Origin of the sequence: Pseudoalteromonas sp. SR41-8 (assembly GCF_014163915.1) — a bacterium.
In the GTDB taxonomy this organism is placed as follows: domain Bacteria; phylum Pseudomonadota; class Gammaproteobacteria; order Enterobacterales; family Alteromonadaceae; genus Pseudoalteromonas; species Pseudoalteromonas rhizosphaerae.
Genome location: NZ_JACJEE010000001.1, coordinates 1 through 20987, shown reverse-complemented (window position 1 = coordinate 20987; position 20987 = coordinate 1). Strand labels below are relative to the sequence as shown.

Genomic DNA, 20987 nt, shown 5'->3' with positions numbered 1-20987 from the left:
TACGTACCTTACGTGATGAGATTGAATTATGAGCAACCTTGAAAGCAATTATTGCTACAGCTTCCCCGCAGTTCGTGGCCAACAGGCAGGCAAACCATTTTATATAGCAACTTGTCCTTTAAGGCTCATACCTAAAATATTCATGTACGATGAAGAAGAAGTCCCCGTAGAGCTCAGAGCACAACGTACTCTCAATAAAGGTCGCATACCAGAAATGGCTCGTTACCTAGTTGAGTCACCTCACGATTATGTATTTTCGGCTATAACCGCCTCAATAGGTGCCGAAATCGACTTTATTGAAGTTGATAAAAATAGCAATATCGGTAGCTTAAAAGTACCAATGGATGCACAAATATTAATAAACGATGGTCAACATCGTCGCGCAGCTATTGAAGAGGCTTTAAAAGAGCGCCCAGAGCTAAGCCAAGACAACATAGCTGTACTATTTTTTGTAGACGAAGGCCTGCAACGTAGCCAACAGATGTTTGCCGATTTAAACAAATACGCAGTACGCCCTAGCCCATCGCTTGGCACCATGTACGATCATCGCGATCAAGCATCTGAACTTGCACGTTATTTAGCTTTAAATACAAAACCTTTTGCAGGATTTACTGAGTTTGAACGCTCTACAATTGCCGTTAAAAGTAGTAAACTATTTACCCTTAGTGGCATTAAACAAGCAAACCGCGTTTTACTTGGTAAAGGGACTAAGGAAGGCTTTAACGAAGATGAAAGGCAAGTTGCTGCAAAGTTTTGGGAATCACTAAATATTTATATGCCAGAATGGATACAAGTACAAAACAAACAGCTCTCTGCTGCTGAATTTCGCCAAGAGTATATTTCGGCGCATGGTATTGGATTACAGGCACTTGCACTAGTTGGTAAAAGCTTACTTACACTTAGCGATTCAGAAAAACAAGAAAAGCTTAAGTTAATTGCCAATATAAACTGGCTTAAAAGTAATCCTGCTTGGGCTCATAGAGCAATGCAACACGGCAGATTATCAAAAGCTATGAGCAATATATTCCTTACAAGCATGCAAATTAAACGTGAAATTGGCCTCCCTCTTTCGAAAGAAGATGTACAAAAAGAGAATGAATACTTAAACGCATGAAATTATTAAATCAGTACGATCTAGAAGACTACATCGAATTTATCGAAAACGAGTCGTTTGCAGGTAGCCAACTACACAACTTTGTAGCCGACACCCAACGAGTTTACATGGCCGATAAACGCCCATGGGTATTAGGTTACAGTGGCGGTAAAGATTCATCTGCCGTAATGACTCTAATTTACTTTGCATTACTTGGTTTAAAACCAGAAGATCGCCATAAGCCCGTTTTTGTAGTCGCATCAGACACCTTGGTAGAAACCCCTATGGTGGTTGATCACGTCGATAAATCACTAAAGCTTATTGAAGAAGGTGCAAAGCGTGAAGGCTTACCAATTACCTCACATAAAGTAGTGCCAAAATCAAACAATACGTTTTGGGCTAATTTACTGGGTAAAGGCTACCCTGCACCAACGCGTAACTTTCGCTGGTGTACAGAGCGAATGAAAATCGACCCAGTAAGTACTTTTATTAAAGAGCGTGTAAGTGAATACGATGAAGTAATTGTTGTACTTGGCTCTCGCTCGCAAGAAAGCGCATCGCGTGCGCAAGTAATTAAAAAACACAAAATTGATGGTTCAGACCTCGCTGTACATACCACTTTAAGCAACGCCTTTATTTACACGCCAATTGATACATGGAGTGTTGATGATGTGTGGAAAATCTTACGCCTTTGTCACTTAAAAACCGAAGAAACGCCATACGGCACTAAAAACAAATGGTTTGATAAGTACGACCTAGAATGGGAAAACCCATGGGGCGGTAAAAACCTTGTATTATGGAACCTATACAAAGATTCATCAGGCCAAGGCGAATGCCCAATGGTTATTGACGAGACCACGCCATCGTGTGGTAACTCTCGTTTTGGTTGTTGGACATGTACAGTAGTAACTCGCGACCGCGCTATGGAAAGCCTTATTCAAAACGGCGAACAGTGGATGACCCCTCTACTTAAATACCGCAATATTTTATCACGTAGTACATCACCCAAACTTAAAAAGAAATACCGTAACCATATTCGTCGCGATGGCCGCTTAGCGTTTAAAACCCTAAAAGAAGACAAAGAGCGCGTACTAACAGACGACTACACAACAGGCCCGTATTTACTAAAATATCGCCAACATGCCATGCGTTTATTGCTTAACATACAAAAGCAATTTAACGACCAAGGCCGTGATGTAGAGCTAATTACCGTTGATGAATTACACGCAGTAAGGCACGAATGGTTAAACGACCCCAACGAGCCTGACTGGGACGATACCCTACCCGGTATTGTATTTGATTCGCTAGGCATAAAGCTCGACTGGACAACAGATGACTCAAACCAATTTAGCTTAACCGAAGGCCAATTGCTTAACGACATTGCACCTAAGCATGGCGTATCGCCGCAAATGGTTAAAAAGCTAATAGACCTTGAAACTCAAATGAGTGGCCTTTCCCGCCGAACGGGTATTTTTAATCGTATTGGCCGTTTAATTCAGCAAGATTGGGAAAGCGCCGAAGTTATTATTGCCTCTAATTTAGATATTCGTCAGAGCCAAATGCGCCAAAGTAACGAAGTAAAAGCGCTAGAAGACGACCTAAAACAAATTACTGCATTGCTCAAAGCTGAGGGCATAGAATGATTTTTAAAACACTCACCCTAAATAACTTTCGAGTTTTTAATGGCCAAACCACTATAGATTTAAACCCGCGTAAAGAAGGCATGTTTGAGCGCCCTATTATTTTATTTGGGGGCTTAAACGGTGCAGGTAAAACCTCTATTCTTACTGCTATTCGTTTAGCCTTATTAGGTAAGCGTGCGTTAGGTGCTGTAATCACTAAAAAAGATTACCTCAGCTACTTAAACGAACAAACTAATAAAACGGCTACCAAAGCCCAACAAGATGCCGAGGGCAGCATCACGCTTAGCTTTACCCATACTCACCAAGGCAAACATAATCTTTACGAAGTAACCCGTAAATGGCAACTTGAAGGCGACGAAAAACTAACGCTTACTATTAATGGCGAGCAAGATACCTCGTTAAACTCAGAGCAAGTACAAGCATTTTTACACGAAATAGTACCGCCTGGAATTGGCGATTTATTCTTTTTTGATGGTGAAAAAATAGCAGAGCTTGCAGAAGACGATACCGGCTCTTACTTAAAAGAAGCCGTACAAAAACTGCTAGGTATCGATATTATAAACCGCCTAAGCAACGACCTTGATATTTACCTAAAAGGCCTAGGCGCAGAAACTGCCGATAAAGACACGCTTAAAAAGATTAAAGCCGCAGAAGATCAAAAAAAGAAAATTACACAACAAGTAAATGCAACAATGGATAAAGCCGACAGCATTGGTGCACAATTAACCGAGCTTAAAAACAAAATAGCCGCCAAAGAGCACGAAATACAAGCCCAAGGTGGCGCATGGGCTAAAACCAAAGATCAAGAGCAAGCACAAGCCTCTGAGCTTATTGAACTTGAAAAAGAGCTAACCGCTAAAATACGCCAAGAGCTAAGCGGCAGCTTACCAATGGCACTTGCGCCAACAGCTATGCAAAACTTAATTGAGCAGCTAACCAGCGACCAACAAATTAAACAAGCTAAAGCCTTTGGTAACGAGCTGGTACAAGCGCTACCTAATCTTGAAAATGCGCTTAATCAAAAGTTTGATGCTCAAAGCAGCGATATAATGGCAACTGTAAATAGTTACTTTGGCCAATTAGTAAACCAAACTGCGCTTGCTGAGCCAAAGCTAGATATTTCAGACTCTGAATTTGCACTTATAAACGCACTAGTAACAGAGGCTTCGCAATCGCAAGCGTTAATAAAAGAGCTATCGGCAGCGCTTACTCAAACACAAAATAAATTAAGCTCACTTTCAATTAATATTGAGCGTGCCCCGGATGCTGCCGACTTACATGAGTTATATACATCGCTGCGCGAACTTGAAAAACAACGCGATGCTACAAGCAAAGAGTACATAAGCGAACTATTAAAAGCTAAAGAGTTTAAAGCTAAAGAGTTAGAGCTAGCTAAACGCTTAGAGAAAGACTACGCCAAACTTAAAAACAATCACTCAGCCGATAAAGCCGTTGAGCGTGTAGAGCTTAGCCAATATGTATTGCAAGACTTTAAACACGCCCTTACAGAGCTGCGTGTAACCCAATTAGAAGAGTTATTTGTAAAAGCATACCGCAAGCTTGCCCGTAAAGAAGATTTAAAGCTCTCGGCTAAAATAGATCCAACCAGCTTTGACGTGAATCTAGTCGATGCAGAAGGCGTTATTATTAACCGTAAATCTATGTCAGCAGGCGAAAAACAAATATTCGCCTTTGCAATATTAGAGGCACTCGGTAAGCTTTCAGGTAAAGTACTGCCTGTAGTGGTAGACACACCACTTGGCCGTTTAGATTCAAAGCACCGCGATAAACTTATTAGGCACTACTTCCCCGAAGCCAGCGAGCAAGTAATACTGCTTTCAACCGATACCGAAGTAGATGAAGATTTTTACCAAGCCATTGAGCATAAAGTATCTCACGCGTTCGAGATTGAGTTTAATCAACATACTAATTGTTCAACCCTGCGAGAAGGTTACTTTTGGGCAGAGCTTGCACAGGAGGCCATATAACATGCTCCCACAAACTATGTGGCTTAACAAAGCCGTTGAAGAACAGCTCCAAACCCTAAAAGGTAAAACAGGTGTTACACCAAACGTAGCAGCCCGTATCGCGTTTTTTCGTTCTATAGAAAGCGGGTTTGTATTCAATAAAGAAAAAGACTACAAGCTATCTGGTAGCCTTAAACTCGATAAATTTACGTGGTTGGGTAAAACCCAAATGGTCACTGAGTTATTACTTAAACAGCGCTACCCTGAGTATTCTGATAAAGAATTACAAACAGCATGGGCAGCGCATGTTGAGGATGGAGTTTCTGCGATTAGAAATCATAAAAGCCTTAATAATCTCATAGGTACTATCTAAAAACAGTCAATTACTTAGTTAGCTACTGGCCGTAAATTGCACCGGTAGCTCTCAGTATATAATTCAGAGTCTTACTACGCTTTGGTTTGGTAGGTAATTATCCCTATAAGTTATGATTTTTGAGTTGCAAACCATCTAAACCTAGCAAAGTCGTTTTAAAATGGCTTTTAAAGTTGAAATTGAATAATGAGGAGTTTAGTTGAGAAAAGCTGCACCATGAATTATCCCTATACTGTACGCTACTTTCTAATTTATTAAGGATATTAACAACTAATGTAATAAAACTTTGAGTTAAGTTGGGGCCACTTAGATTAAACCCATGACCATAGAGGTGGCTATTCCTCAAATCTTTATATTTATCTAATTGACTCACATCTCTGCTACATATTAAATTTTTTTTCTTTATAATTTCCCATACGGCTCCAAATCCATTCACTTTACTTCCATCAAGTTTGTATATGGCCTGTGGATTACCTTGAGCATTTCTAAACACGAGTTCCCCAGTCATGAATAAGTAACCTGTAAAGTAAAACTCTAATACTCGCACTAGTGTAATATAACTTTGATTAGAATACCGTTTATTTTTCTTATAAAGAGCCAAATGAAAGCCAACGTTGGCTAACGATTTGAATGACTTAAATAGCTGCCGGCTATTTTGGTTATGGCTATCAGTACATTGACTAACAACGTTATTTGCTACCTTGTAGACTAAATTGTAAAATTCATTCAAGTAAGGGTTATTTAGAGTCGTATTCTTTTTAGTAAAATACTCACTTTTCAGATCCTTAAATAATCCTACATCTAATACAGGTAACGCTCTAAGTAAACCATCACTATGCTTTGAGGAATCAATAAAGATCTCGTCTAATAAACTAAATATTATTTTTGAATCTCGCTCGATCTTATTTAAGTACACTGCCAGTAAGCTAAAACTATCATCCTCTAATAAGTTATTTTTTAGATTAGTTATATCTGCAATATCTAACCCTCCCCACTTTCTGTTGTTAAGTTTGTAGATTATTTCCTTAATTGCTAAGCCTACATCTAAATTTATAGTTTCAGCTTTATTCAAATAATCTTTCCCACACCAATGATGAAACTTGTATTCTGTTTCATCATCAAGTACTACTAGAAGCCGACACACGGCTTTTACTTTATTATTCTCAACTCTATTTGATTCTATATTTATACAACCTTCAATGAAAATATCCTGAATATTACTGTGTATCAAATAAACTTGATAACCTTCATAATATTCTTCAATAACCATTTCTAACTCTTCAATAAAATCTTGAATTGCATCTTTTTTATGTAATATATTTATAAATACTTTCACCTATTCCTCACTTGATTCTTCCATGAGAAATTCATCAAAGACTGAAACAACCCCGAGTAAATCACTTAATTGATCAATTGAAAGTTTAAAGTCTAGATTAATATACTCTTTAACTTTTTCATCAAATAGATTGTCCACTTTTACATTTGAGTCTTTTCGCTTCGACTTGATACTGGCATTTTTATTCTCTTCATACTCCATAAGGTTTTGAATATCGAGTGCACTAAGTTCAGTATTGCTTCTGTAGCTCTTTGTAAATTCTTTTATTCTTGTCGCATGTAAACTATTTGCATAAAAAGTAGCATTGTCACCACCTAATTTTTGCAACGTTTCTACCAGTTTATTTATTTCTAGTGAATTATCAAAATCTTTTATTCTAACAGCCAAACTATTAGCAAAAGTATTATCACCGAGAGTTGCAATTATTAACCTTGCTATCTGCTTCCTAGACTCTAACGAAGGTTTAATTTTAATGCCGTCATAAATACTATCTTGAAGGTATAGATTACTTAAACTGTTAACAAATAAATTGCTTGCAACACTTTTCTCTAAAACAATTACAAATATAGAAGTTATATCTATTGGGGATAATTTAAACTCAAGTAGCTTGCTCATGAACGTAAACCAAGCTGTTAAAATAGCTTTTTGGAATACATTTGTTCTTGTTATCTCAGGGATTTTAATCTTTGCATCACCTAAAAAGCTATCAACAAACTCCCCTAACAATCTATCTACAGGTTTATCATCAACTTCAGTAAACTCATCTAGATATTCTAAGACCGCCTCTGCTATTTTTGATTTTGTATTGCGTTCTTTTGTTAATGCTTCTAATTTTAATCTTCTTGCTTCAAAAAATAAGTCAACAAAATCTTTATAAAAGCTAGTCTCAAAGAATATTTTTTGTAGGCAAGGTGTTAAATATTTATCAACCTGTGCTTTTAGGTCATTCTTATTCTTGTAAGGGATATCTCGCCATGGAAAATCTACAGACTGTGGTTTAGGTGCGCCGTCCTCATCTAGTCCGAAATCTAACTTATGTTCAATCTCATTAATGTTTAGTATATGTCGCAATACTTCTTTGCCATTTTTAGTTCTAAATAAGTCTGCTAAAGTGTCATAGATAACCCCTATACTTGAAAGAGAGTATGGTTTACTAATTGTTTTCGACTCTTTATCTGTTTTTGTATTCCACTCTATCAAACCTAAAGTCTTGCCTTCAAAAAAGTTCGAATCCAACAAAGATGTACAAAAGCTACTACAAGCTAATTTACCTATATCATCATCAGATAATAATATTTTAAAGTGACCACTTACCGTCTTAGCATTGTTATTAACATCAACAAATAATTTCCTTAACACATCAGGTATTCTTGGAGCACTCTTTTGCACTTCACTCAATGTTGATGTTGGGGAATAAAGAATACAAACAGGTATAACTAAGTTTTTAATTTTATCTTTATGCTCAGAATGATTACGTAGATAATTTAAAGCAAATAGCCTATGTTGACCATCAATTACAACTAGTCGGCCACCGCCTTCATTTTTTTGACCTAGAAAAAACTCTATATGTACATTTTTTGAATCTACTTCTACTTCTACTTCGTCTTTTCCTAAGCAATAATTCATACCTTTAGACTGCTCAAACATTGTTACTTTAAATAGATCTTCCCATTCTGTAATAAACTTACGCCCATAATTATCTTTTTCTATCAAAGTTGTTGAATCTGGATAGCTATTTGCTAACGTTTTACCGTCATTTGTACCAACAACTGCAACTACTAATGGTGGTAAAAACACACCATTATTTTTTATAGTCCCGTAGCCACTCCCATTTTCAGGGCTAATATATTTGCTTATTTGTTCTATAGCTCTTTTTTCATCTATATCTCGCTGAATCAAAAGCTCAAAATCAAGCTCAGTTCTTATATCTTTTGCGTAGGTCAGATTTGACAATTCACTAACTTGCATTGTGGTACTAATAAACTCAATAGGTAAACTATCAGCACATGCATACATACCAAAACAACCATACTGTTCATAGTTCCATTTAACTTTTGTTTTCACTCTAGCTCTTTGATTTGACAATTTATTCTCCTAATGAAATATAACCGATTAACAATAAGTCACTTAATGTATCTATTTCTTCAAAAAGTTCAATATCAAGAAGTACTGACCAATTCCCAAAATGCTTTATCTTTGATGCGTTTAATCTGTTTTTCGCCATCAATGTAAAGGCTGGTGTGCTTTTCAAGCTCGCGGATGTTTTTCATCAGTAGCTCTTGCTCTGACTTATCATCTTTGTTGAATATACCTTTAATATCTTGGGTTTTTATTTGCGCAACGCGATGCACAATCCAACTTAATATGTAGGCAGAATAATCATTTTCGCTGGTCTTGAAATGGGTGATATCTTGGGTTGATAAAATAACCCCCACGCCATATTCACGACCTTCTTTTAATATTTTGCGTAGGCTTGGGAAGTTTTGCGACATGAAGTTGTCGGCTTCATCAACCAGTACCAATTTAGTAACTTGTCTAAAGTCGCCTTGTACTTCTGGTTTACCTTGTTTTTGCATTTGCGAATAAAACAAATCAAGTGTCAGGGCCACAACTAGGTTTTGTATTTCACCTGGGTAGCCCGCCAGCTCAACTACGGTAATGCCATCTACAAGCTCGTAAAGCGACATACACTTGCTAGTATCATCTTCAAATATTTCAAGCTCACAGATGCTCTCAAGCGCTGCGTATAGTGAATCTTCCGCAGGTTCACTGTCTAAAAACAATGACCACAAATCAGCCATAGTAGGTGCAGCTTTACTCCATGTAGACTTATTCGCTTTATGAATACCTGCCAAGTCGTAAGCATCACCAATTAATTTACGCAACTTAAGTTGTTGCTTAGTGCCTAAATTAAACGCTTTGCCCATAGTCTCTGAAAAGCCACGTGCTGTGTGCACAGGTAACATGGGCGTATCGCCAAATAAACTAAGCGGGTTGTAAGGTAGTTTATGTAAATTAAACTTTTTACCGTTGGTGGCATCAATAAACTTATCGTCTACATAATCCGATTTGTAATCAAAAATAAGTATACCGATTGGTTTGCCATCTACATTATTGTGCTGATTTCGATAAAGCTGCGTCACTACCGACTTAGTACACTGGGTTTTACCTGTCCCCATAGTGCCGATAATACCCGAGTTGGTATTCATAAATTTAGCTGTATTGGTAGGCTCCCAGTAAACAGGCTCGTTATCTTTTATGACGTGCCCAACAAGCACTTTTAATGAATCTGTTGAAGTTGGCTTTGCCACAATGTTTGGTGCTGCTTCTTCAGCAACTTTAGGTAAAAGCTCATCAACAGGCTTTGGTTTGTCAGGGTCTATTTTTTCAACAGGCTTTATTGGCGTTACGCACTCTTTAATTACCGCTTCGCCTTCAAGAATATATTGCTCAGGTATATAACAAAGTTCACTACTTTGAATGTTAGAAAGTAATGTTTGCAATGGCGTACTTATAAAACGATTTAAATTAGCGCTTGGTAGTATGATTTGTAAAATATCGTCTTCAACGGTGTATTCTTCTTTGGCAAAATCGGCATTTTCAAAAAATGCCATTATAAAGCCTTGCGGGTAGTCAGCTAAATCAGCGACTTGGTAATCACCTTGTAACCACCATTCACGATTATTTTGTAGCTCGTTAAAGTAATCACTCTGGTAAACTTTATATAATTCAAATTTATCAACTTGCATTAATACTTGGCGAATAAACAAGCCTCTGTATAAATGCCCGGCTAAGTCGTCACGACCAAATAAATTTTCGACTAAGTAACGCTTAAGCTCTTTAGCTTGTTGAATGCCTTTACCATGTGTGCGTTTTTTACCAATTTTAACTTCAAGCGGTAGCAAGTACATGTTGCTACCTTTAAAGCCAACAAATAAAACGTCGTCAGATATAGCGCCGCTTTTTATATTTTGTGAGTAGCGCGAGAAGTCGCTATCACTCATTTTTAAGCCAATATTACCTGCTACACGCAGCATTTCGGCCACGCTCATTGGCACCCATGTAATATCGCTTTGATGCAGCAAACAGTTTACGTATTTATACGCACCTATTATGCTTTTTTTCTCTTTGCGGTCGTTGTCGTTACTGGTGATCATTTTAAGTAACCACTCACCATTAAACGCATTAAACTCGTCTATTAGGCCTTTAATACCTTGAGAAAGTACTTGGTCGTATAAGTCTCGGCGCTTGGTAACGGTTATCGCATCGTAATTTGCTGAATTAGTAAAGTTGTCTGAGTAGTGGATGAGTACCGCATCTTTTTGGCCTTTAAAAAACTCAAGTGTGACTTTAGGATCAATAATCACCGTCCATACGGAGTTTTCGTATACCCCATCAAGCAGCTCTGACAGCTGCCCCGCCACTTTTAAACCTAAGCCATTACTAGTTTCGTACTTTTGCCCGCACCATGCAGCTTTTGCCAAGCTGTTAAATTGACTACTTAGTTTTAATGTAGCTGTACTGTCAACATCGAGTTTATTTAGGCCAAAGGTTGTAAAGTACGTATTTTGCTCTTGATATGCGGTTTCGCCAGCTAATAAACCATGACATGCAACGCCTGTTTTTTCGGTAAGTACATCAACTGGCACTGGCTCTACTGTTGTATCGTTACGTACAAAGCTAATGTGTGCATAGTTGAATGTGGGCTCTTGTTTATTTAGCTTAAACTTACTGTACGTAATGCGATTTTTGAGCATGTCAGCAATGGCATCGGCTTTGTCTTTTTCACTACCTAGATCTGCTAACTCTTTTAGTTCGTCGTAACTTGGCGCATCTGCAAAATCATCAAAATAAGTGCGCTGAAGTGCTTTGTCGTAAATATTTACATGTATACGGTTTGCTTCGTCAGGAGATTTCTTCTTTAGGTAATCAACTAAGCCTAAAAATAGCGCGGTGTTGTTACCATTATTGATAGAGTTAATATAAACAGTTTCTTTACTGCCCTTATCAAAAAGAACATCAAACGCTTTTGTAAACTCACTTGTTTTTTGCCTAACTAATGGGCGCACGTATTCAAGTGCTGCTTTTTTGTTAGAAACGAGTTTGCACCACATACGGTTATCGGGCACAGCTTGGTTGTATGCAAAACCGTCTGTTGCATGCCATACAAATGGTAAAAGGCCTTCTGAATTTAAACGTTTAATAGTGGCTTTAGGTAAAGTATTAAAGCTGCTGTCATTTTCATCACTCGCACGTACAACTAGCTGTGCGAAGTAAGCGAGTGTTAGTGGGTGAAGTGGCGTAATGTATTCTTGCTCTTCAAACTCAGCAATTCCTATATTTACCAGCATATTACCTTGCGGTGATAGCAGCGATTTGGTTTCTAACTTGTCGATTTCTGCTAAATAGCACTCAACAACCCTATTCGCTAAGCCCAAAAAGTCAGAGCCCCAAGAGCAAGTACTAATAAGTGCCTTTCGCTCGTCTAGGTAGTCAAATAGTGATTCGTAAGCTGCAAATAGGTCTGGGAAAACATTTTCAATATTACCTAATGTAACTTCTGGCCTACCAGCAACTTGTGTAGCTAAGATTCGCCCGTCTTGAAGTTTTACTTCCCAATTTAATAGGTTTTTGCGCATACCGGTTGGGTTTAAGTCTTTCCCGTCAATAACCACCTTTTCTTTGACGCGGTTATATAAGCCATTAAAATTGTCGTTATATAAACGATTAAACAGATTGGTATCTAACACTAATGGCAAGCTTAATGTGTCTGACGAAACAGCACCGTCCACTTCAAAATTAAGTACATGCGCACCACTTTGAACTGCAAAGGTTAATGTGTCTGTTTCATTGGCAAACTGAGCAAAATCTACAGTTTGCACATTTTGAACAGAAAATATTTGGTTTGACTGAGTAACTGTTGCGAGCTGCCCTTGCTCTGCAATTTTTAAACTACCTGCATTAGTTTGTAGCGTAATAAGTTGTTTTTTAGGGTGTGTTGCAAGCAAAAAACTATCAGCTAAATCATCAAGATAAAAAGCGCCCTGTGGTATTACTAAAACTCTATATTTAAAACGCTCTTGTGGTTTTTCGCGTTTAAAATCAACACTAAAATAAAGCGGCTTATTATTAAACGTTCCCGAAATTTCAGCAATACTGCGTTTTTGAGAGCGATTATTTACATCAAGGGTAATTTCTTCTTTAGTGTGCTGTAGTTTTAATTCATTTTTTTGAATTTTACCGCCCACAAAACTAGCTTCAATTTTAAAGTCAGTTTTGCCGTCTGGCATTTGAATGATTAAATGGCGTTCTTTTTTGTTTTCGCGCGCTATAAAGTCTACATCAGCAATTGTTTCACTTTCAAACGACAAAAGGTTTTCTTTATTATCACGGCGCTCTTTTATAATTGCGCCAAAATCGAGTTCTTCCCAATTTTGACCATCTGCAAAATGAGTATTCACAAACTTTTCGCTAAGATCTAAATCTCCCAGCTTTTCGATAAGCTCTTGTGGGTACTTTTCAACTATCTCGCTAATATTGCCGTATAACTGGTGGTTTTGCGATAAACGTTTATCTATTTGGTCTGTATCATCCCAGCTTACAATGGTGTTGTCGTTAAATAACCCTAATTCACTAAATTGAATAATGCCATCTTCTAACGCATCATAAAGCTCGGTAAAACCAAACATGGTTGCACCGTCTTCAATAATGAGTTTAAAACGATGATCGAGCAGGCACTGCGATACTTTGTCAGTACCACTAATTGATGAAATAAGCTCACTGAGTGATTTTTTGATTGTTGACGGATGCCAGACTTCTCCAGACTTACCTAAGTCACGTGCTGAATTAATTAATGTATCTAAATAAGAGTTGTGGATAACGAGTAATGCGCAGTCTTTTAAAGGGCCGTCTTGCGCTGATACTAAATCACGTAAGTGTGAAATAAAGTTCTCGCTTAGCCCTTTTTCACTTTCACTATGTACAACAGGTATTAACGTAGTTTTACCAAAAGTAATAGCTGGCAGTGTCTGGTTTATGTCATTAGTTTTCAATTCAACGCTTGTATCTGCTTTACTAAGCATTGCCTCATAAAGTTTTAAGCTATTATCACTATCTGGCGAGCGAAATTGGAATCGGCTTTCACCCTCAAAACCTTTAGTTGCCCACTGGCAAAAGTGTTCAACTAAAAAATCTTCATATAGTTTTTTTGACATAAACTGCATCTCCGCTATCACTCATTCTTTCTACGTTACCCATTCTTTCAAACAAATCGATTAAGCACTCTTCACTGCTTTTATCAAAAAACACACCGCGCTTTTGAAATTCAATTAATAATTCATGGAGTCTTAATTTTTCGTTTTCACCAATACACAAATTAGTAAGTAACAAGAGGTAGTCTTGATTTAATACTAAAAATGAGCCTGCTCGGCGGCGGTTTTGTTCAAAAGGTTTAATTAAGGTTTCTCGAGTGGCTTTTACAAAGTTGTTAAATGCTGTCTCTCGCGTAGCACCTTTTTTAAACTGTTCAGTAAAAAGTTTGGCTAAATTACTAATTGCTTCACTTGGAGTCGCGACTAGGGATTGTTGGCTAGTTAAGTTTCTATCAATATAAAAATTGTTCGCATAAGAATTTAACGCCTCAATGTCGACATCCTTAATCTCATCAATTAACTGCCAAAGAGGGCTAATAGCTGTTTTTGTATCTTGTAGACTTTCATTTAATGCTAAGTAGGGAAATAACGAATAACTAGACTCAATAACTTGTTTGTGCCCGTGGAGCTGCAATTTAGTGCGCTCTTTACTGGCTTTTTCACTGTCTAGAATAAAGTAGCAAGGCTTTACTTCAGGCTTTTGCGCCCAGCCTTTTATATTTAACGATAATTGTGCCGTATACAAAAAGCCATATAGCTTTAAAAAAGCCTTAATGTTTTGTAAAAAGTGCTCTGGATAGCTAACTAAAAATGTTAAATCTTGCTGAAATTGTTCTGACAAAAAAGGCAGATAAGCAATATGTTGTTTGCGTACTTTTTGGTTTTTATTAGTAACAAGTGGCGAGTCAAAAATCTTTTTTACTTCTTGCTCTAAAAAATTAAGCTGCGCTTTTGGTGCATTAGTAACTTCGACGTTGCCCATTAAACTATTAAATAATGACGTAAGACGTTCATCACCCGAGTTACTTTTATCAGGGTTTAATACTTTTAACGCTTGCATTTCAGGAGCTATGTTTAATACCTGCTCATTATCAAAATACATTTTTTCGATAATATGCCAAAACGGTTCGCCGTCTAACTTATTGGTAAAATGCGTTTTACATAGTTTTTTAAAATCGTCGAGTGACTCAATGTTTTTTTCAAGTTTAAGGCTGTGTAGAGACTTGATGAAAAAACCAACTACAGTTTCCCAGTCATACTTATTGTTAGCGCTATTAGCTGATACGGGGAAATAACTAGCTGCACTATTATTTTTTGGCTTTAACTCTTCTAATAATGGCATTTATTAACCCTCACTAACCATAATATCTTCATCATCAAGTTCTAGATGATATTTACCATCAACCCCTGTAATGACTATTTCTGTGGCAGCCTTTGCTTGCTGGACGATTTCTGTAGCTAATTCATCTAGCAGTATTACCGAGTTTTTGTCATGTTTATTTGGCCGATAACCATTGTTTATATTAATCAGTAGCGACAAAAGATTAATATTAATTGGCAGCTTAAACTTTTTATCTTGCAGCTTTAAGTGTGCATTAAAAAATGCACTGCTAGTGGTTGTTGATGCAGAAATAGATTTAGAATCCATTGTTAAATCTGCCGGTGCTGCAATTTGGTAATCACCAAAATCAGAAAGTAAAAAAAATTTTTTACCTAACTTTGGCGCATTACGATTGATGTAAGTGCGAATAGCTGAAATTAGCGTATCTCTATAAAACTCTTTTAAACTGTTTTTTTGCTTACTATCACCACTGTAAGACTTATGTAGCTGATAAACAGAAATATAGCTTTCGATTAATGCCTCGTTGAAGTCATCGGAGAATTTTTTATGATAGTTATTAGCAAAGTCATCGTCATATTTAAGTAAATAAAATAAACGAAGGTATTGAGCGCCACTGTTAATATTTAAAATGCCTAACTGGTTCAATGCGTTTTTAAAGACATCAAACTCTCCATCAGGCAAACCTAGGTCGTAAGCAAGAATAAAACGGTCTAATTCTTTAGTACGTAGATGAGCGGGATCAAAATTTTCAATTTTACTCGCTAGTTCATTATCTCCACCGGCAAATAAATTATCGAATAAATACCCCTCACCTAATAAAAGCTCATGGATAAAATCAAGTAGTGCACGGGCTGTTAAAAATTGATCTCGCATTAAACGCGCTTTAAATAGCAGATCTATAATCACTTTTTGAACAGAAGGTAGGCTAAGTAATTCAAAGTTAGCGATTAAACGTAACGTTGAAACATCGTTCTGTTGTAGCTTTTCTTTTTCAATAAGCTGGCGAATGATGTTATTTTCTTGCTGTGTAATTCTTTCTAACAGTTTTTTGGCAAAATCACATTTATAACCATCTTCACCTATTGCAAACTTTGGATAGTCTTCAAAGTTTATGAAAATAGCTGTATCGCTTTGCTCTTTTTTATTTTTAAGGTATGAACTAATTTTGCTACGAATAAATTGGTTTTGACCTTCTTCAGCATAGTTACCTAACATGCCGGCGTTAATCCCAACAACTAACGGGCTGCTTGAAGCTTCAAACTCATCAAATACCTTATCTAATGTTTGAATTGCTGTGCCATGCGGGTCAAAGCTGTGAGTAGCATCTAAATGGAATTTAATCCGTGAACCAAAATTAACTTTAGCTTTTGTTAAAAGTTCTGATTTACCATCACCACTACTTCCGCATAAAAACAATATTTTTTTATCGTTTGCGCCAAACGATGAAATAGCTTTGTTTACGGCTTCTTCAATTGGCATTTGAATGTACAAGTATGACTTAATATCATCTAAAATATTTTGATTATTATTACTGCGTTCTGTAGAAACAGCATAGGGTGATGATTTTGATAAAACGCTGAGGGCTTCTTTTAAGCGCATAAACTAATTCCGTTATTTGCGGCTTTAAAACAACCGCTCCATGGCTAATTAACAATACTTAACTACTAGTGCGTTAAGTTTTCATTAAGTTTAACCCTAACCTAACATGAAAATGTATTAAAAATATAGAAATATTCGATGAGTACCAAGTACATAGCTGCTAATTAGCAAAAATTAAGAATTTAGTCTTGGTCATATTCATTTAGTAAAAGTTCTAGGAAAGTGACTAGGTGATAGGATGGGCCCGCAGACCATTGCTCGAAGCCAACAGCTTTTGCCTCCTCATTTACCCTCACTCACTGCTCCTTGTGCAAAAAGTTATTAACTGACTGATTCACCACAGAGGTTAAGAGACGCTGCGCTGGTGAGAAATAATAAAGACCGCGTCAGCAAGCTTAACGCCTACGGTAGTAAAAAGAACTAGGTACTAGGATTAGCCCGCAGACCGTCGCTCGAAGCACTTTTTATCTTCTCCGTGCAGCGAAGCGCCTCAGTGGCCCTCGGTGGTAAAAGTGGTTTTAAGATAATCACGGCTAAAGCCAGTTCCTACGACAATAAAAGGAGCTAGGTGCTAGGGTTAGCTCGTCGCTCGAAGCCAGCAGCTTTTGCCCCCTCATTTACCCTCGTTCACTTCTCATTGTGCAAAAAGTTATTAACTGACTGATTCACCACAGAGGTTAAGAGGCGCTGCGCTGAAGATAAATAATAAAGACCGCGTCAGCAAGCTTAACGCCTACGGTGGTAAAAGGGGCTAGGTACTAGGGTTAGCCTGCAGACTGTCGCTCGAAACACTTTTTTTCTTCTCCGTGCAGCGAAGCGCCTCAGTGCCCCTCGGTGGTAAAAGTGGTTTTAAGATAATCACGGCTAAAGCCAGTTCCTACCACAGTAAAACGAGCTAGGTGCTAGGGTGTATTCCGTAGCACCAAACCCGAAGCCGGTTTATAGGTCGCGAGGTAAACTCGCGGCTACAATTTTTAAATCATTTTGATAACCCTGTCACCAGAATATTTACTCAACAATGACCGTATTCTTTACGAGCAAATTGTTTAGTTACCATGCAATATCACCCAACGGTGGCTAAGGTAAATGATCTGCGTGGAATTAATGGGGCCAAAAAGTATTTTCCAATATTTGTAATGCTTTAAATATTAAGATGTTGTTCAGATATATTTGGTTATTATAAACGCTCACTCCTGTTGATGTCCCTAACGACTTTAAGTTGTTTAAGCAGTTTGGCCAGCTCTTCTTAGAGCTGGTTTTTTTTTGCCTGTTTTTACTGGCTTCATTTTCTTCCACTACAGCAAAGCAGCAATTACCCAGCATATTGCTGTTAAAATAACCTCGAAAAATCAACGCGGCCTAGTTACTCATAGGTAGTCATGTTACAGTTTCAGTAATTTACTTAGCACTTTAATTTATCGACTAGGCAGTAGTATGCGTCATTATTTTGTATCAATTTTACTTCTTTTTGCCACTTTTGTGGCAGCTCAGGCACAGGCTGAAGAGTCTCGCGCTGCACCCAGCCCACAACAGCAACAACAGGCACTCAAAAAACTTCAAGAGCCGATGTATAGACCCTTGATGGAACGCTATATTCTTGATGAACTCAAAGCGGTACGCCAAGATCAGCAAAAACTACGTGAAGACGTTACCAAACAAGTCACTCATGCTCAGCTTGATACCGCTGACCGCGCACTGACTTACACCACTGATACAATTAATAATGTATTTTTTATCATCACTGCCACAGCCTCTATTTTGGTACTGGTTGGTTGGAACTCGTTACGTGATGTAAAAAACAAAGTCGAAGATATTGTAAATACCCGTGTCAGCGTGATCACCAATGAATACGAAGCACGTTTGAATACATTTGAAGAAAAGCTACGCGAGCGCTCTGAAGAAATCTTAAGTAACCAACAAAAAATATCTGTTACTAATGAAGTCCACTCTTTATGGATGCGCGCTAATTTAGAAAGCGATATAGCTAATAAGATCGAAATATTTGATGAGATTTTAAAACGTAAACCCGAAGATGTTGAAGCTATCGCTTATAAAGCCGATGCATTACTAGAGCTTAATGAAACAGCTCAGGCGATAGAGTTGTGTAACCAAGCCTTGGATATAGACAGTGACTATGGCTACGCTTATTGGCAACGTGCATGTGCTTATGCGTTGACTCATAAACACGCTGATGCGTTGGCCGATATAAAAATGTCGTTGGAGTATTCACCAAACTTACGTAATGAGCTATTACATGAAAGTGCATTTGCCAGTTTGCACGACAATAGCAGCTTTAATGCGATTGTATCTGGCGACTTAACGTTCTAAAAAGCTTTCGATTGCTTGAGTGAGCAGTTCGTCGAGTTGCTCTTCAAACTCATCTTTGTTGGTTTTAAAATGCGCAAGATAAGCCTGCGCATGCTGATCAGACAACAGCCGAGCATTAATACTGTATTCGCGCTCGGCTTTAGTTTTATCAAACCGCGGGGTAAAGTGATAAAGGGCAAAATAAGGGGCGACCAATTGCTGATTAGCATAATCACAGAAACGCTCAATGGTTTGTGCTCCCGTTGGCCCTAAACAGCCTGGCTCTACACGATAAAGTAACTGAATTTTTTTATCATCACTAATTTGCATGCTAGTCGCGGCCCCTTTATCTGCCTATAAACAATCTGCTTATTAATACTCTATCTAAAAAAGAGTACTTTGGTTATTTTGCCATTTTCAACTTGATAGCTAGAGATTAACTCTCCACGCTTATCAACTACATTTGGATCTGTTGAACAGGTTTCTGACAGTTCATGATCGATAACGATATTACCGTGCACAATACGTTTAATTGGGGATGATTTTATACACTTTAATTTTTTAAACATTATCCCGTAACGGGCAATCAGTTTTTCTTTGCCCTTAAAAAGTAACTCATTTGGAAAGGCATAAAACTCTACATTTTCATCATACATACTAATAAATGCATCGATGTTTCTGGCATTATACGCCTTAATTAATTGCTCAATAACGGCTAACGATTCGCGTGACTGTTTAGCTTTAACTTGTTGTTTGAGTGTTAGCGCTTCTTTAGCTTGGATCACCGCTTGCTCTGCTTGTGCGACAGCAAGCTGTTTTTCTTGTTGTGTTTTAGGAAGTTCAGCAGGTTTTGCCGCTTCAGTACCAAGTACCTTACTGGTATCAACTTCAGGCTCGCTTGGTTTGCTGGTGTCTGTTTTAATTGGCTGTGTTGGTTCAACGTTTACAGGCTCAGCTGATTGCTTATTTTCTGGCGTTAAGGTGATCACCGCTGGGCTATCTTGTAGTTCAGCCTCAGTTGATTTTGTTGGGGCTTTACTCTGCACTGATTTTTCTTCGCCAGTGCTAGTGTCAGTCGTTTTTACTGCAGCAGGCAATTTAGCTGCTGTTGTTTCAGTTTTAGTCTGTGGTTCAACTACATCAGCTGCAGTTGCTAATAACTGCCACGGAAATAGCAAACTTACTAAAAAAAATAACGGTTTCATACTGTTCCTGAGTAATTTAAGAAACTCTAAAATAACAAAATTTACCGGATCGCGATAGCTTTTTACCAATACTGCTCAACGGTGATTTGCCCAGGCTCCCTACGACGATTGCGAGTGTAGCCTTGCTCGGTTAATAATGCGCTGGTGTCTTTAACCATTTGTGGATTACCACAGATCATAAATTGACTATTTTGCGGGCTAACTGCGCTATCACAATGCTTAAATAAGGTGCCATCGGCGATTCGATCAGTAATACGCCCATCTAAGCCGACAATTGCCTGCTCGCGACTCACTACGGGCAGATAACTCAATTGCGGATACTGCTGCTGTAACTGCGCAATTTTTGCTTGATAACTTAAATCTGCATTCAAACGCACACCATGCACTAAGGTAACGTGCTTAAATTGCTGCCACACATCAGGCTGCTCTAAAATGGATAAAAACGGCCCAATTGCGGTTCCGGTGCTAAGCATAAATAACTGTTCACTGGCGGGGATTTCATCAATAGTAAAAAATCCACTGGCGCGGCTTTCAATCATCACCGTATCGCCGGGTTTAAGCTTGGCTAATTGTTGTGATAATAAGCCATCTGCCACGTTAATAAGATAAAACTCTAAATCGGGAGAGCTTGGTGCATTTACGTAAGAGTACGCCCGTGCAATACGTTTTTCATCCATCATCATAGAAAGCTTAGTAAACTGTCCTGCTTTAAACGGCGCCACATCGGCATTCACAATTAAACTAAATAACGTATCAGTCCACCAAACAATATCTTTAACACTTGCCTCAACCCAATTAGACACAATTAACACTCCTTAATTATTGCTTTGTATAACAGTGGCAAGAGTGCACAGCATTGTCAATGTTTGCGAGTTTGCGAGTTTGCGAGTTTGCTTATGTCTGATAAAAAGTGCGAGTTTGCTTATGTCTGATAAAAAGTGCGAGTTTGCGAGTTTGCGAGTTTGCGAGTT

At 38.0% G+C, this 20987-nt stretch carries 13 protein-coding genes; 5 read left to right on the top strand and 8 right to left on the bottom strand.

Annotated features, from left to right (window positions below):
* Window positions 1–28: 28 nt before the first annotated feature.
* Genes dndB through dndE form a run of 4 tightly spaced genes read left to right on the top strand, consistent with a single transcriptional unit; the run spans window position 29 to window position 5076 of the window.
* A complete protein-coding gene (gene dndB, locus H5162_RS00065; RefSeq protein ID WP_182777262.1) occupies window positions 29–1114 on the top strand; it encodes a DNA sulfur modification protein DndB in 1086 nt (361 codons plus the stop codon).
* Window positions 1111–2736, top strand: a complete 1626-nt coding sequence (locus H5162_RS00060) for a DNA phosphorothioation system sulfurtransferase DndC (RefSeq protein ID WP_182777260.1) — start codon at window positions 1111–1113, stop codon at window positions 2734–2736. The genes dndB and H5162_RS00060 overlap by 4 nt, the downstream gene beginning before the upstream one ends.
* The gene (gene dndD, locus H5162_RS00055) at window positions 2733–4724 is read left to right on the top strand and encodes a DNA sulfur modification protein DndD (protein WP_182777258.1); all 1992 of its coding nucleotides are present in this window, start codon (window positions 2733–2735) and stop codon (window positions 4722–4724) included. Before H5162_RS00060 ends, dndD begins: the two co-directional genes overlap by 4 nt.
* A 1-nt stretch (window position 4725) precedes the next feature.
* Window positions 4726–5076 (top strand): DNA sulfur modification protein DndE, encoded by a 351-nt coding sequence (gene dndE, locus H5162_RS00050; protein ID WP_182777256.1) that lies wholly within the window; start codon window positions 4726–4728, stop codon window positions 5074–5076.
* A gap of 103 nt (window positions 5077–5179) precedes the next feature.
* On the opposite strand, the gene H5162_RS00045 is transcribed toward dndE, so the two are convergent.
* The 5 genes from H5162_RS00045 to dptF form a co-directional block, all read right to left on the bottom strand.
* Window positions 5180–6412, bottom strand: a complete 1233-nt coding sequence (locus H5162_RS00045; RefSeq protein ID WP_182777254.1) for a hypothetical protein — start codon at window positions 6410–6412, stop codon at window positions 5180–5182.
* Window positions 6413–8497 carry a DNA sulfur modification protein DndB gene (locus H5162_RS00040; RefSeq protein WP_182777252.1) on the bottom strand — a complete coding sequence of 695 codons (2085 nt, stop codon included), beginning with the start codon at window positions 8495–8497 and terminating at the stop codon, window positions 6413–6415.
* Window positions 8498–8571: 74 nt separating this feature from the next.
* A complete protein-coding gene (dptH, locus tag H5162_RS00035) occupies window positions 8572–13626 on the bottom strand; it encodes a DNA phosphorothioation-dependent restriction protein DptH (protein ID WP_182777250.1) in 5055 nt (1684 codons plus the stop codon).
* Complete coding sequence (gene dptG / locus H5162_RS00030; protein WP_182777248.1) at window positions 13607–14905, bottom strand: DNA phosphorothioation-dependent restriction protein DptG; 1299 nt, start codon at window positions 14903–14905, stop codon at window positions 13607–13609. Before dptG ends, dptH begins: the two co-directional genes overlap by 20 nt.
* Before the next feature lie 3 nt (window positions 14906–14908).
* Window positions 14909–16504, bottom strand: a complete 1596-nt coding sequence (dptF, locus tag H5162_RS00025; protein WP_182777246.1) for a DNA phosphorothioation-dependent restriction protein DptF — start codon at window positions 16502–16504, stop codon at window positions 14909–14911.
* A 1434-nt stretch (window positions 16505–17938) separates the two neighbouring features.
* Between dptF and H5162_RS00020 the strand changes: the two genes are divergently transcribed.
* Entirely contained in the window at window positions 17939–18832 is an 894-nt protein-coding gene (locus tag H5162_RS00020) for a TPR end-of-group domain-containing protein (RefSeq protein ID WP_145238782.1), read from the top strand.
* On the opposite strand, the gene H5162_RS00015 is transcribed toward H5162_RS00020, so the two are convergent.
* From H5162_RS00015 to H5162_RS00005, 3 genes are all read right to left on the bottom strand, one after another.
* Complete coding sequence (locus tag H5162_RS00015; protein ID WP_145238785.1) at window positions 18821–19141, bottom strand: hypothetical protein; 321 nt, start codon at window positions 19139–19141, stop codon at window positions 18821–18823. The genes H5162_RS00020 and H5162_RS00015 overlap by 12 nt on opposite strands.
* Before the next feature lie 50 nt (window positions 19142–19191).
* Window positions 19192–20016: a nuclear transport factor 2 family protein gene (locus H5162_RS00010; protein ID WP_145238789.1), complete on the bottom strand. Its 825-nt coding sequence runs from the start codon at window positions 20014–20016 to the stop codon at window positions 19192–19194.
* Between the two features lie 62 nt (window positions 20017–20078).
* Complete coding sequence (locus tag H5162_RS00005; RefSeq protein WP_182777244.1) at window positions 20079–20819, bottom strand: ferredoxin--NADP reductase; 741 nt, start codon at window positions 20817–20819, stop codon at window positions 20079–20081.
* Window positions 20820–20987: the final 168 nt, after the last annotated feature.

What these genes read in the sequence shown, in the direction of transcription:
- dndB (WP_182777262.1), top strand. Translation starts at nt 29, where the DNA reads ATGAGCAACCTTGAAAGCAATTATTGCTACAGCTTCCCCGCAGTTCGT.
- H5162_RS00060 (WP_182777260.1), top strand. Translation starts at nt 1,111, where the DNA reads ATGAAATTATTAAATCAGTACGATCTAGAAGACTACATCGAATTTATC.
- dndD (WP_182777258.1), top strand. Translation starts at nt 2,733, where the DNA reads ATGATTTTTAAAACACTCACCCTAAATAACTTTCGAGTTTTTAATGGC.
- dndE (WP_182777256.1), top strand. Translation starts at nt 4,726, where the DNA reads ATGCTCCCACAAACTATGTGGCTTAACAAAGCCGTTGAAGAACAGCTC.
- dptH (WP_182777250.1), bottom strand. Translation starts at nt 13,626, where the DNA reads ATGTCAAAAAAACTATATGAAGATTTTTTAGTTGAACACTTTTGCCAG.
- dptG (WP_182777248.1), bottom strand. Translation starts at nt 14,905, where the DNA reads ATGCCATTATTAGAAGAGTTAAAGCCAAAAAATAATAGTGCAGCTAGT.
- dptF (WP_182777246.1), bottom strand. Translation starts at nt 16,504, where the DNA reads ATGCGCTTAAAAGAAGCCCTCAGCGTTTTATCAAAATCATCACCCTAT.
- H5162_RS00020 (WP_145238782.1), top strand. Translation starts at nt 17,939, where the DNA reads ATGCGTCATTATTTTGTATCAATTTTACTTCTTTTTGCCACTTTTGTG.
- H5162_RS00015 (WP_145238785.1), bottom strand. Translation starts at nt 19,141, where the DNA reads ATGCAAATTAGTGATGATAAAAAAATTCAGTTACTTTATCGTGTAGAG.
- H5162_RS00010 (WP_145238789.1), bottom strand. Translation starts at nt 20,016, where the DNA reads ATGAAACCGTTATTTTTTTTAGTAAGTTTGCTATTTCCGTGGCAGTTA.